The sequence below is a fragment of the Nocardia sp. CA-145437 genome, from assembly GCF_050956485.1.
Taxonomy (GTDB): domain Bacteria; phylum Actinomycetota; class Actinomycetes; order Mycobacteriales; family Mycobacteriaceae; genus Nocardia.
Map to the genome: position 1 here is coordinate 6808410 of NZ_CP191204.1, position 12154 is coordinate 6820563.

The 12154-nt window shown below is 68.3% G+C and carries 13 protein-coding genes; 7 read left to right on the forward strand and 6 right to left on the reverse strand.

Going from position 1 to position 12154, the window contains the following annotated elements:
• Positions 1-168: 168 nt before the first annotated feature.
• From ACQPYY_RS31495 to ACQPYY_RS31510, 4 genes are all read right to left on the reverse strand, one after another.
• Positions 169-453 (reverse strand): DUF2516 family protein, encoded by a 285-nt coding sequence (locus ACQPYY_RS31495; RefSeq protein ID WP_357090891.1) that lies wholly within the window; start codon positions 451-453, stop codon positions 169-171.
• 141 nt (positions 454-594) lie between these two features.
• On the reverse strand, positions 595-1272 hold the full coding sequence (locus ACQPYY_RS31500) for a heparin-binding hemagglutinin (RefSeq protein WP_379092062.1): 678 nt from the start codon (positions 1270-1272) through the stop codon (positions 595-597).
• The gene (locus tag ACQPYY_RS31505; protein ID WP_357281927.1) at positions 1269-1805 is read right to left on the reverse strand and encodes a helix-turn-helix domain-containing protein; all 537 of its coding nucleotides are present in this window, start codon (positions 1803-1805) and stop codon (positions 1269-1271) included. The genes ACQPYY_RS31500 and ACQPYY_RS31505 overlap by 4 nt, the downstream gene beginning before the upstream one ends.
• A gap of 136 nt (positions 1806-1941) precedes the next feature.
• Positions 1942-3237: a DUF445 domain-containing protein gene (locus ACQPYY_RS31510; protein WP_357282049.1), complete on the reverse strand. Its 1296-nt coding sequence runs from the start codon at positions 3235-3237 to the stop codon at positions 1942-1944.
• A 186-nt stretch (positions 3238-3423) separates the two neighbouring features.
• On the opposite strand from ACQPYY_RS31510, the gene ACQPYY_RS31515 reads away from it, so the two are divergent.
• The 3 genes from ACQPYY_RS31515 (at position 3424) to ACQPYY_RS31525 (ending at position 7039) form a co-directional block, all read left to right on the forward strand.
• Positions 3424-4164 carry a TetR/AcrR family transcriptional regulator gene (locus ACQPYY_RS31515; RefSeq protein WP_379092058.1) on the forward strand — a complete coding sequence of 247 codons (741 nt, stop codon included), beginning with the start codon at positions 3424-3426 and terminating at the stop codon, positions 4162-4164.
• Between the two features lie 129 nt (positions 4165-4293).
• The gene (locus tag ACQPYY_RS31520; protein ID WP_433591987.1) at positions 4294-5727 is read left to right on the forward strand and encodes an ABC1 kinase family protein; all 1434 of its coding nucleotides are present in this window, start codon (positions 4294-4296) and stop codon (positions 5725-5727) included.
• A 70-nt stretch (positions 5728-5797) separates the two neighbouring features.
• Entirely contained in the window at positions 5798-7039 is a 1242-nt protein-coding gene (locus ACQPYY_RS31525; protein WP_379092052.1) for a saccharopine dehydrogenase family protein, read from the forward strand.
• A 13-nt stretch (positions 7040-7052) separates the two neighbouring features.
• Here the strand turns inward: ACQPYY_RS31525 and ACQPYY_RS31530 are convergent, their stop codons facing one another.
• Positions 7053-8009: a hypothetical protein gene (locus tag ACQPYY_RS31530; protein ID WP_433591988.1), complete on the reverse strand. Its 957-nt coding sequence runs from the start codon at positions 8007-8009 to the stop codon at positions 7053-7055.
• A gap of 81 nt (positions 8010-8090) precedes the next feature.
• Here ACQPYY_RS31530 and ACQPYY_RS31535 point away from each other — a divergent pair, with 81 nt between their 5' ends.
• Positions 8091-8714: a TetR family transcriptional regulator gene (locus tag ACQPYY_RS31535; RefSeq protein ID WP_433591989.1), complete on the forward strand. Its 624-nt coding sequence runs from the start codon at positions 8091-8093 to the stop codon at positions 8712-8714.
• 6 nt (positions 8715-8720) lie between these two features.
• On the opposite strand, the gene ACQPYY_RS31540 is transcribed toward ACQPYY_RS31535, so the two are convergent.
• Positions 8721-9269, reverse strand: a complete 549-nt coding sequence (locus ACQPYY_RS31540; protein WP_433591990.1) for a TetR/AcrR family transcriptional regulator — start codon at positions 9267-9269, stop codon at positions 8721-8723.
• Positions 9270-9401: 132 nt separating this feature from the next.
• On the opposite strand from ACQPYY_RS31540, the gene ACQPYY_RS31545 reads away from it, so the two are divergent.
• The 3 genes from ACQPYY_RS31545 to ACQPYY_RS31555 all read left to right on the forward strand — a co-directional run bounded on the left by ACQPYY_RS31545 (position 9402) and on the right by ACQPYY_RS31555 (position 12071).
• Positions 9402-10337 (forward strand): esterase/lipase family protein, encoded by a 936-nt coding sequence (locus tag ACQPYY_RS31545; protein ID WP_433591991.1) that lies wholly within the window; start codon positions 9402-9404, stop codon positions 10335-10337.
• Between the two features lie 125 nt (positions 10338-10462).
• Positions 10463-11170: an ESX secretion-associated protein EspG gene (locus tag ACQPYY_RS31550; protein WP_379092037.1), complete on the forward strand. Its 708-nt coding sequence runs from the start codon at positions 10463-10465 to the stop codon at positions 11168-11170.
• Positions 11171-11219: 49 nt separating this feature from the next.
• The gene (locus ACQPYY_RS31555; protein WP_379092034.1) at positions 11220-12071 is read left to right on the forward strand and encodes a polyphosphate kinase 2 family protein; all 852 of its coding nucleotides are present in this window, start codon (positions 11220-11222) and stop codon (positions 12069-12071) included.
• Positions 12072-12154: the final 83 nt, after the last annotated feature.

Consider the following 12154-nt stretch of genomic DNA (forward strand, 5'->3'; position numbering starts at 1 on the left):
GGACACTCCTTTGTGTTACTGATAGATACAGTAACTCGGAGTACCGGGTGCTAGCTAGTGCAAGCACCCGAAAAGTTCCCCGGTCGGAATCCACCGCACACCGTGCCGGACACAAAAAAGAGGCCGCCACCCGGTGATCCGGGTGGCGGCCGACGTTCTCGGGCCCGACTACCAGCGTGGCCCGCGCTGGATCTCATCGACCTTGGGTCGCACATCGGCCAGGTAGACACCGGTCGCGACCACCGCCGCGATACCGAGGAACCCGACCGCGGTCTGCCCCAGCAGCAACCCGCCCAGCGACGCCAGCAGAATGGCGATCCACACCGGCTTGGTCAGCTTGTCCACGGCCGTGAAGGCATCCGGACGCTGACGAATCGCGTGCACGAGGGCGAACACGGTCATGCCCATCGCGGCCAGCCACAAGACCCACAGAATCAGTCCGGGTATTCCCATCACGCCACCATCATACGGAGCGAAGACCCGGCCACCGCGACTTCCGGGCACGACACGAATCCGCGCGGCCCCCGAAACGAGCGTCGCCCCCGCGCACCGGAGTGCGCGGGGGCGACAAGCTCTTTCGCGAAACGCGAAGACCTACTTCTTGGCCGGGGCGGCCTTCTTGGCGGGCGCGGCCTTCTTGGCCGGAGCCTTCTTGGCCGGGGCGGCCTTCTTGGCGGCGGGGGCCTCGTCCTCGACCGGAGCGGTCTCGGTGGTCACGTCCACGACCTCGGCGTCGACGGTCTCGTCGGCCGGGGCCTCCTCTTCCTTGGCGGTGAAGCCGAGGTACGGACCGACCTGGTCGGTGACCTTGCCCAGCACGTCCTGGGTCTGGGCCCGCAGGTCGTTGTAGCGGGACTCGACGAGCTCGAAGCGGTCCTCGAAGGCCGGGTTCGCGCGCAGCTTCTCGACGGTCTCCTCGCCGCGGGCGGCCAGGTCGGCGTAGAAGTCCAGCAGCTGGTGGTAGTACTGGTCGACCAGCTTGCGCAGCTCTTCGGGGGTGGCCTTCTCGCGCAGCTCGGCCAGGTCCTCGGGCAGCTCGGACGGCAGCGCCTGCACGCGCTGGCGCAGCGTCTCGGCCTGCTCCTGCAGGTCGGCCGGAAGGTTGGCGAAGCGCTCGCGGGCCTCTTCGATGCGACCCTGCACGTCCGCGGAGTTGGCACGCTCACGGATCTGCGAGACGGCGTCGGTCACAACGGCGTAGAGGGCGTCGCCGGCACCGACGGTGGCGTAGATCGGCTTGGTGACGGTGGCGGTCAGATTCGATTCGGTCATGATGGTTCGCTCTCCTGGCGTGGCGGAACTTCGGTTGTGCGGTGCGGAACTTCGTTGTCCCTGTTTCCCCCGGGAACGCCCCCCATTAGCTCCGTTGCGTCCCCTCTGTCCTCGTTAGCCTGGTTCTCCCGGCAAAACGATTCATAGATGTCCAGGAGGACCTGCTTCTGACGTTCGGTCAGTCCGTTGTCGGCGAGCAAGGCATCCCGGACCGGGCCGTGCGGCCTCTGCTCGAGGTACCCGGCCCGCATGTACAAGACCTCCGAGGAGACCCGCAGACCCTTGGCGATCTGCGCGAGTACCTCGGCGGACGGGTTCCGCAGCCCGCGCTCGATCTGACTCAAGTACGGATTGCTCACCCCCGCCAGTTGTGCGAGCTGCCGCAGCGAGACCTGGGCGGCCTCGCGTTGCGACCGGATGAAGCCCCCGATGTCGTGAGCCGCGTTGGCTACGCGGCCCGACCGGTCTCCGGCGGCGGACGTCTCCGCCGCGTCGCCTTCGATCGGTTCGGGAACCTCGGGATCGTGCTTCATCACTCACCTTCCGGCGGTTGTGGGGCCAATTCTAGGACGGGGTGCTAACTCTTGCAAGCGCTCTGTTAGCACGCCCTATCGATGCCAGGTCGGCAAACACTCAGCGCTTCAACCGAAGCGCTAATTGGTCAATTGTTCAGCCATTGAACAGCAAATGCGAAACGGTGTAGATCACAAGGCCCGCAAGCGAACCCACGACCGTGCCGTTGATGCGGATGAATTGCAGGTCCTTGCCCGCCGCCAATTCGATCTTGCGCGAAGCCTCCTCGGCATCCCAGCGCGCCACCGTGTCGCTGACCAGACCCGCGAACTCGGCGCCGTAGTTGGCGACCAGGTAACGGACGCCCCGCTCCAGCCAGCCGTCCACCTGATCGCGCATCGCCGGGTCCGAGGACAACCGCTCACCCAACTGCAATACGTTCTCCGACACCTTGCGCCGCAAGGTCGAATTCGGATCGTCGGCCGATTCCAGGATCACCCGCTTGGCCGCCCGCCAGGTGGCCTGCGCCATCCCGGTGACCTCGCGCCGGCCCATCAGCTCGGTCTTGATCTTTTCCGCCTTCTCGATCATCGCCTCGTCGAATTGCAGATCGTGGGCGAATTCCTCGAGGAAGCGGTTCGCGGCCAGCCGCACCTCGTGATCGGGCTGGGTCCGCACCTTCCAGGTGAATTCCACCAGCTCTCGATAAATGCGTTCGGCCAGGAGCGAATTCACGAATTTGGGCGCCCACGAGGGAGCGTCCCGGTTCACGATGCGGTCGAGGGTCTCCTGCGAGTCCAGCGCCCACTGGTGCGCGCGCTCGGCCAGCAGGTCCAGCAGCGGAGCCTGCCGGTTGTCGGCGATCAACTCGTTGAGGACCTTGCCGATGGGCGGGCCCCACAGCGGTTCCGCGATCCGCTTCACGATGGTCTGGTCGATGATCTGCTCGACGTCCTCGTCGCGCAGCACGCCGATCACCGCGCGCAGAATCGTCGCGCTCTCGTCGGAGATCCGTTCCGCGTTCGCCGGTTCTGCCATCCACCGGCCCAGCCGCAACGGAATCTGCGCGGAATTCACCTTCACGGCGACGGCGTCGGGCGAGAGGAAATTGGTGCGCACGAAGTCACCGAGGCCCTCCCCCACCTGATCCTTCTTCTTGCGGATGATCGCGGTGTGCGGGATCGGCAGACCCAGCGGATGCCGGAACAGGGCGGTGACGGCGAACCAGTCGGCCAGCGCGCCCACCATGCCCGCCTCGGAAGCGGCCTTGACGTAGCCCACCCACTCCCCGCCCCCGCCGCGGGAACTGATCCACGCGCAGACGATGTAGATGACGGTGGCCACGGCCAGGAAGCCCGTCGCGATGGCCTTCATACGCCACAGCTCGCGCTTCTTACCCTCTTCGTCCAGGAGATCGGCGAACGCTCCGCCGCCGGTGGGAACGGTCTTCATCGGCTTCGGCTCGGTCTGCGCGAGTACCCCGGCACTGCCGGCAGGTTGCTCCATGACTTCCATTCTGGCGCGTGATGTGACGAACTCCCCGCCACCGGGCCCTTCCCGAACGGCGGCGATCCACAGCATGGGAGGCTTAAGCTGAATAGGCCCAGGCCCAGGACGCGAACAAGGAGCCAACGCAGCGTGACCACCAAAGGCAGCGTGAGTGCAGCCGTCGAGGCGGCCACCGGTCCACGCGGGGGTCGTGTGGACGGCCGCAAACGCCGCTGGCAGCAGCACAAGATCGACCGACGCGAAGAACTGGTGGACGGCACCCTCGCCGCCATCCGTAAGCGCGGCGGCGATGCCGGAATGGACGAGATCGCCGCCGAGATCGGCGTCTCCAAAACCGTGCTGTACCGGTACTTCTCGGACAAGCAGGATTTGACCCGCGCCACCATGGAACGGTTCATCGAGACCACCCTGATGCCGCGCATCTACGGCGCCATCAGCGACGACCTCGACGAATACCAATTGGTCCGCAACACGCTGGCGGCGTATGTGCACACCGTGGATTCGGACACCGACGTGTACCGGTTCATCATGGGCAACGGCGCGGCGACCGACACCTCCACCCTCGCCGACTTCGAGAAGTTGTTCGCGCAGGTGGTCTCCGCGGTCATCATCGACAAGTCCTTCGACCGCGGCCTGCAGACCGAAGGCGCCATGCTGTGGTCCTACGTGCTGGTCGGCGGCGTGCAGCTGGCGACGGACTGGTGGATCTCCAACCGCACCATGTCCAGCGAGGAAATGCTCGACTACCTCACCATGATGGCCTGGAGCGCCATCGAGGGCATGGTCCGCGCGGGCGGCGACCGCCATTACTTCAACTCGCGCCCCCACGTGCTTCCCGATGCGGAGAACACCCCAAACAGTGCTAGCTGACGGCTAGCACTGGAGTTCCCAGTGTGGTTAGTCTGAGGTCGGCGGAGCGCACCCTCTGAGACGCTCACATCACAGGGTTTCCGCCATGTCGGCACCAACGGGGGTGTTGGCTCCCATGGAGGGTCACTGATGGCGAAAGAGCTGCCCACATCCAGGCTCGCGCGGGGGACGAAGCTGGGAATCGCTGTAGCCGGTAATGCCTTGCGCGCCCAGAAGACCCGGCGTTCCATGCGCGGCAGATCCGAGGCGGTGCGCGCCCGGATGGCCGAGGAATCCATGATCCGGGCCACCGAACAGATGGTCATGGTGCTCGGCACCATGAAGGGCGTCGCCATGAAGCTCGGGCAGATGCTGTCGGTGCTGGACCTGGACCTGGTGCCGCCCGAGCATCGGGAGCGGTTCCAGCGGCGGCTCGCGGTGCTGCGCGACAGCGCGCCCTCGGTGTCGTTCGAGGTGATGCGGGCGGTCATCGAGGAGGACTTCGGGCAGCCGCTGGAGCAGGTGTTCACCGAATTCGATCCGGAACCCGTCGCCGCCGCCTCGATCGGGCAGGTCTACCAGGCGACCCTGCACGACGGCCGCGAGGTCGCGGTGAAGGTGCAGTACCCGGGCATCGACACCGCCGTCCGCGCGGACCTGAAGAACCTGGCCATGTTCCGCCGCATCCTGCAATCCGCCATGCCGTGGGTGACCCCGGCCGTGCTCGACGAGCTGCGGCTGAACCTGGAGAGCGAACTCGACTACGTTGCCGAGGCCACTACCCAGAAGCAGATCTCGGACCTGTTCGCCGGGCACCCGTTCATCGTGGTGCCCACCACCTACCCGGAACTGTCCACCACCCGCGTGCTGGTCAGCGAGTACTTCCCCGGCCGCGGCTTCGAGGAGATCCGGGAAATGCCCGCGGCCGAACGGAATCGGATCGGCGAGATCATCTACCGGTTCTACGTGGGCTCGCTGTTCACCTTCAACGAGTTCTGCGGCGACCCACACCCCGGCAACCTGCTGCTCGGTTCCGACGGCCGGGTCGCGTTCCTGGACTTCGGGCTCTACAACCGGATGGATCCCGAACACGTGCGCTTCGAGGCCGTCTGCATCCGCGCGGCCGCCGAGGAGCGGGCCGAGGACCTGCGCGACCTCATGGTGCAGCGCGGCGTCATCGAATCGCCAGAGGAGATCACGCCCGAGGAATGCCTGGAATACGTGCTCGCCGCGTGTGAATGGGCGCTGGTGGACGAGGAACTCACCATCACCCCCGAACTGGCCTCCGGAGCCTTCGTCCTCGCGGTGGACCCGCGGGCCACCGACTTCGAGGGCATGAAACAGCAAAATCTGCCGCCCGAACACCTGTTCTCCCGCCGTGCCGACTTCCTGACCTTCGGCATGCTCGGGCAGCTGGAAGCGACCGGCAACTGGCACCGCATCGCGCGGGAGTGGCTGTACGGGGACGAACCGGTCACCGAACTCGGCCGCGCCCATCACGAATGGCTGGCGAGCCGACCGGCTCCCACGCCCACCACCGGGGCACCCACCAAGAAGCCCCGCAAGCGCGCCGCCAAGGCGTGACAAACCCGACTCTCGGGGCTCGGGCCTCGGTCCTTCGCCCCCGAACCAACGAAACGGATTGGTGAGACCTGTGGCCGCAAGGGAATTCGACATCGCGTTATTCGGGGCGACCGGCTTCGTGGGCAAGCTGACCGCGCAGTATCTCGTGGAGGCGGCGCCCGCGGGCGCGCGTATCGCGCTGGCGGGCCGTTCGCTGGAGAAGCTGGCCGCCGTCCGCTCGGAACTCGGCCCGCTCGCCGCGGAATGGCCGCTGGTCCAGGCGGATTCGACGGACCAGGAGAGCTTGAACGCGCTGGCGGCGCGGACCAAGGTGGTCGTCACCACCGTGGGTCCGTACCTGCGCTACGGGTTCCCGTTGGTCCAGGCGTGCGCGGAGAACGGCACACACTACGCCGACCTGACCGGCGAGCCGCTGTTCATCCGCGAGTGCATCGACCGGTTCGGCGACAAGGCCGCCGAGACCGGCGCGAAGATCGTGAATTCCTGCGGCTACGACTCGATCCCGTCGGATCTGAGCGTGTACCAGCTGTACCAGCGCAGCGTCGCCGACAATGCCGGTGAGCTCACCGACGTCACCCTGGTGGCGTGGCTCAAGGGCGGAATGAGCGGCGGCACCATCGATTCCGGGCGCGCCATGATGGAGGCCATCGCCGAGGATCCAGCCAAGGCGTCGGTGATGTCGCACCCGTATTCGCTGAGCCCCGACAAGTCCATGGAACCCGATGTCGGCCGCCAGTCCGACCAGGCGTGGTCCCGGGCCTCCGACATCGACCCGAGCCTGAACGGCTGGGTGGCGACATTCATCATGGGCGCGCACAACAGCAAGGTGGTGCGCCGCTCGAATGGCCTGCTGGGCTGGCCGTACGGCAAGAACTTCCGCTACCGCGAGGTGATGAGCGCGGGCTCGTCCGCCACCTCGCCGCTGGTCGCCGCCGGTATCGCGGGCGGCATCGTGGCCACCATGGCGACAGGCGCGGTGTTGTCGCGGGTGGCGCTGGGCCGCAAGCTGCTCGACCGCATCGTGCCCGCGCCGGGCACCGGTCCGAGCGAGAAGGCCCGCCGCAGTGGCTGGTTCACCATGCGTACCTTCGCTCACACCACCTCGGGCGCCAAGTACGAGTGCACCTTCGCGGGCAAGGGCGACCCCGGCTACCAGGCCACCTCGGTCATGCTCGGCCAGGCCGGACTCTGCCTGGCCTTCGACGACCTGCCGGAGCTGGCGGGCATCCTCACCCCCGCCTCGGCCATGGGTGACGCGCTGACCGAGCGGCTGCGCGCCGCCGACATCACCATCGAGGTCACTCCCGCCTGACCAGGCTCGGCGGTCACGCCGGGGTGCTGTACTTCACGATCAGCTCGCGATATTTCTCGAAGGCGGGCTTCGGCGTGTAATCCGAACGCAGGAGCCCGAATTCGAGGTTCATGTCGCCCTGATCGCTGGCCGAATCGCGGAGGCCGAAGTGCTCGTAGGTGGTGATGTTGAGCTCGTCGGCCAGGCCGTCGACGAGTTCGACCATGGTCTCGAGCACCTCGGCCTGCCGCGCGTAGGACCGTCCCGGCCCGGTGGCCCAGCCGTTTTCGCTGATGTGGATGGGTGTCGCGGCGGGTATGCCCGCGGCGGCGAGGCTGTCGCGGCGGAAGCCGGTCAGCACCGCGGTGGCGGCGGCTTCCAGCTCCGCGGCCGGTAGCGGCCGGAAGACATCGGGGAAGAAGTCCAGCCCGACGTAGTCCAGCGCGTCGGCGAATTCCGGCCCGCCCAGGCGGCCCAGGTCGGTCCAGTACTCCTGGGCCGGATCGAAGGCCGGCGCCGCGTTGCAGCCGATCCGCACCGCGAGGCCGAGCCGATCCACCTCCGCGCGAGCGGCCCGCACCCCTTCGACCACGGCCCGCCGGACCTGCGGAAAGTCGCCGTTGCCGCCGGGGCCGGCGTGGTTGGGCTCCTGCGCGATCTGCAGCGTGGACAGCACCGGCCCGTGCTCGCGAATCTGCTTGCGCAGGAACGCGAGCCAGCCGGTGAGGTCGTCGCCGGGCTCGTGGAAGCACACCACCAGATCGAGAGTGCGACGCGCCCCGGCGTACTGCCACGGCCGCGGCGGGGCCTCCTGGAACCCGCCGCGCGCATCGCTGTACAGGACGTATCCGCGCACCACGAACGGGTGCTCGCCGTGCAGTTCGTCGAGGGCGGCCGCGATGCGGTCGGCCCGTTCCGGCGGGCCGGGGGTGACGTTGCCGTACTGGTCGCCGCCGAGCCCGCCCGGGTAGATGCCGAATCCGAGAGTCATGGTCCGACCGTACCTCGAATTTTGGTGTCACACCATTTTTAGGGTCACACCTATACTGGCCGCGACCGGAAGGAGCGATCGTTGGCACTGCGCGAGGAGAAGAAGCGCGCCACCCGGACCGCACTGGCCGACGCGGCCATGGCGCTGTTCGTGGAGAAGGGGTTCGACAGGGTCACCGTCGCCGAGGTCGCGCGGGCCGCGAACGTGTCGGTCAATACCGCGTTCAACTACTTCCCGACCAAGGAGGACCTGTTCTTCGACCGTCAGGACGAGGTCGTGAACCGGCTCGCGGCGGCGGTGCGCGATCGCGAACCGGGCGAGTCGGCCGCGGCGGCGGTTCGGCGTTCCTTCCTCGACCGGGTGCGCCGGGACGATCCGACGCTCGGCCTCGCGCCCGCCGCCACCACCTTCTGGCAGCTGATCGACGACAGCCCGGCACTGCAAGCCCGCTTGCGGCGGCTCGGCGAGCAGACGGAGAACGCGCTCGCCGAGGCGCTGGCCGAGGCCACCGGCGCCGAGGCGGACGACCCGGTTCCGCGGCTCGTCGCGGCCGCTCTCGCGGGTCTCGATCGCGCACTGCACGCCGAGATCCGCCGAGCCATCCTGGCCGGCGCGGCTCCGGAGACGGTGCGGGCCATGGCGATTCGAGCGGCCACCGACGGATTCGATGCGGCCGTGACGGGGCTCGCCGGCAGCGAGCGGTGAGCCGGGTCAGCCCGGGACGCGGTCGATCAGTGCGGTGAGCGCGGCGCGGAGGTCGGGACGGGCCGCGCCGGAATACAGTTCGGACAGTGCGATTTCGGCGACCATGGCGATCACCAGGTGCGCCACCGCGGGCGGGTTTCCCCAGCCCAGCGTTTCGATATCGGGCGCGATCATGACGGCCACGAGGTGATTGCGGGCCGTCACCTCGTCGAGCAGGTCGGCGTCGGTACGGGATTGGGCCAGGAAGGCTTTCGTGCCGCGAGTCGCGAGGCAGGCGTCCAGGTACGCGGCGAGGCCGGCGTGGAGGCGGGCCGGGCCCGGCTCCAGGTCACCGATGGCGGCGAGGACCAGGGCGGTCAGCTCGTCGTGGTAGCGGCGGTGCAGAGCCACCACGTAGCTGCGGCGGTCCGGGAAGTGGTGGTAGAAGGTGCCTTTCGCCATCCCCGCCGCCTGCACGACAGCGTTCACGGACAGTCCGGCCAGGCCCGTACGGGCGGCCACGTCGGCCCCCGCGTCGAGCAGGGCGTTGCGGCCGGGTTCCGCTGGTCGTGGCATGGCCGAAATCCTTTCCTGGGCCGAGGCTTTCCCCGAGGGTACATCGCGGGCTAGCCTATGACCGACCGGTCGGTCATGCCCGGCGCGCTGGGGGCGCCGGGCGTACGACCGCCACGAACACCGGGAGCACCCATGTCGCGATCGGCCGCCGGCCGTCTCACCCTCGCCGCCTTGTTCACCGCGGGCCTGTGCGCCGCCGCCCTCACGGGCCCGGCCGCCGCCGACCAGCCCGATCCGTCCTACAGCTATTTCGGCGGGCTGGCCGCCGAGCTCACCGCGCCGGGGCACCCGCCGCCCGGCGCGAACGACTGGTCCTGCACACCGACCGCGGCGCACCCGAATCCGGTCGTCCTGCTGCACGGATTGGGCAATGACACCGTCGGCTGGAACACCCTCTCGCCGGTGCTCGTGAACGCCGGGTACTGCGTGTTCACCACGACCTACGGCACGGGCGCGCTCGGACCGATCATGGGCGCGGTGACGCCGGTCGAGACCAGCGCCCGGCAGATCTCCGACTTCATCGACCGGGTACGCGCCGAAACCGGTTCGGACAAGGTCGATCTCGTCGGCCATTCGATGGGCGGCGCGGTCCCCTTCTACGCCCTGAACCATCTCGGCACGGCTCCGAAGATCGACCACTACGTGGCGCTGGCCGCGCCGCTGCACGGCTCGACGGTGAGCGGTCTGGCGAATCTGCAACCGCTGCTCGAATCCACCGCACCCGGAAGGGAATTGGCGGCGCAGTGCGGTCCCTGCCAGCTGTCGCCCGGTGCACGGGTCGCGGTGGACCTGAACCCGGACCCGGCCATCGCCCCGGCGATCCGGTTCACCACGGTCGTGTCCCGCTACGACGAGATCGCCACTCCCTGGACCACCGGCCTGCTCGACGGCCCGAACGTCGACAGTGTGGTGCTGCAGGACCTGTGCGCGACCGACTACACCGAGCACTTCGAACTGCCCGCGGATCCGGTGGCGGTGCGGGTGGTTCTCAATGCCCTCGATCCCGAACACGCTCAGCCGGTGTCCTGCACGGTCGTGCTGCCGTTCGCGGGGCCGCCGGTCCGATAGAAATCCTCCGCCCGGATGCGACAGGTCACGAACTGCGCTCGAGCGTGACGGCCAGCACCCGCAGAATCTCTCCGGTAGGGTCGCGGGCGGGACGGAGGTGGTTACCGAGAAAGGGGGTCGGCCACGTGAAATGGATCCTGACCCCGGACGAGTTCGCGATCATCTGGACCCGCGAAACCGATCTGGAACGCCGTCCCTACCCGCTCGACACGAGTCCCGCGGCAACCGAGAACCCCGGCGGCGCATCGCGATTCGGCCCGCTGGCGCTGGGCGCGCCGATGCCGCGCCACCTGCGTCGCACCGACCCGGACCTGGCCGCCGCCCTGGCGCTGTGCGCCCGCACCGACACCACGACCGTCACCCTCTACGGCGAACGCACCGCCCGGCCCGGCGCCCGGCGCATCCTCGCCTTCGCGGCGGTGGGCCAGCAGCGGGCCGGGATCCTGGTCTCGATGCCGGACGCGGTGACCGTATCCCTGTGTCCCGCCGAGCATCTGGGCCGGGAACTGGTGGAGATCATCGGGTCCGCGCCGCCCGGACGGCTGGAAACACTGCGCGAACCCCAGCAGTCCGTGCTGTATCCCGACGCCGCCGGAGCCGGGGAGGAAGCGGATCGCTTCCGCCGCAAGCTGCGCGAGCCCGTGGACGGGCGCGGCTTCATCACCGTCTCGGTGGAACCGGCGAATCCGCTCTCGCCGCCGACCCGGCACCGCACCTGGCTCGACTTCTCCGGCGACGGCCGCTACCTGCTCACCACGGCCGCCGATCTCACGTTGACCCCGGTCACCGACGAGGAACTGGCCGCCCAGCTGGTGCACCTGGCCCGGGTCTGATTCGGCGCGGTTGCCTGCGGGAAACCACGCCGCGTGCTACGCATGACGAATGGCGAAGGCGACATCCTGGTCCAAACCGGTCACCAAGGCGCTACGCGCCGACGGCATCTCGGTCGCGGACCTGAATCCGTCCACGACTCCGGGCTTCAAGGGCGACAAGCGTGCCGGTGAGGCCCTGCTGGAGGAGCGCCGCGCGGTGCTGTCGGATCTGCAGGAGAAGCTCTACGCCAACGGCCGCTCCGGCGACACCCGCAGTGTGCTGCTGGTGCTGCAGGGCATGGACACCGCGGGCAAGGGCGGCATCGTCCGGCACGTGATCGGCTCGGTCGACCCGCAGGGCGTGGACCACGCGGCCTTCGGGGTGCCGACCGCCGAGGAACGCAAACACCACTACCTGTGGCGGATCCGCAAGCAGCTGCCGCGCGGCGGGCAGCTCGGCGTGTTCGACCGCTCGCACTACGAGGACGTGCTGGTGGTCCGGGTGCACGAGCTGGTCCCGCCGGAGGTGTGGGGCAAGCGCTACGACGAGATCAACAAGTTCGAGCGCAAACTGGTCGACGACGGCACCACCGTGGTGAAGGTCGCCATGTTCGTCTCCCTCGACGAACAGAAGAAGCGGCTCATGCAGCGGCTGGAACGCCCCGACAAGTACTGGAAGTTCAACCCCGCAGACATCGACGAGCGCGGCTACTGGCCGCAGTACCAAGAGGCGTACCAGGCGGTCCTGGACCGCACCAATACCGACTACGCCCCCTGGTACGTGCTGCCCTGCGACTCCAAGTGGTACGCCCGGCTGGCCGTCACCGAACTGCTCATCGACGCGCTGCAGGGCCTGAAACTCGACTGGCCGCCCGCCGGCTTCGATATCGAGGAGCAGAAGAAACGCCTCGCCCGGGCGTGATCCCCGTCCCCCGCCCGCCCGCTTGCTGGTTTCTCTCAGGTTCGCGGGTGAAGATGGGCCCGCACATGTCGTGACTACGGAAG

Bases quoted from the DNA above. Each gene is read 5' to 3' on its own strand.
- ACQPYY_RS31495 (WP_357090891.1), bottom strand. From the start codon at position 453: ATGGGAATACCCGGACTGATTCTGTGGGTCTTGTGGCTGGCCGCGATG.
- ACQPYY_RS31500 (WP_379092062.1), bottom strand. From the start codon at position 1,272: ATGACCGAATCGAATCTGACCGCCACCGTCACCAAGCCGATCTACGCC.
- ACQPYY_RS31505 (WP_357281927.1), bottom strand. From the start codon at position 1,805: ATGAAGCACGATCCCGAGGTTCCCGAACCGATCGAAGGCGACGCGGCG.
- ACQPYY_RS31510 (WP_357282049.1), bottom strand. From the start codon at position 3,237: ATGAAGACCGTTCCCACCGGCGGCGGAGCGTTCGCCGATCTCCTGGAC.
- ACQPYY_RS31520 (WP_433591987.1), top strand. From the start codon at position 4,294: ATGGCGAAAGAGCTGCCCACATCCAGGCTCGCGCGGGGGACGAAGCTG.
- ACQPYY_RS31530 (WP_433591988.1), bottom strand. From the start codon at position 8,009: ATGACTCTCGGATTCGGCATCTACCCGGGCGGGCTCGGCGGCGACCAG.
- ACQPYY_RS31540 (WP_433591990.1), bottom strand. From the start codon at position 9,269: ATGCCACGACCAGCGGAACCCGGCCGCAACGCCCTGCTCGACGCGGGG.
- ACQPYY_RS31545 (WP_433591991.1), top strand. From the start codon at position 9,402: ATGTCGCGATCGGCCGCCGGCCGTCTCACCCTCGCCGCCTTGTTCACC.
- ACQPYY_RS31555 (WP_379092034.1), top strand. From the start codon at position 11,220: ATGGCGAAGGCGACATCCTGGTCCAAACCGGTCACCAAGGCGCTACGC.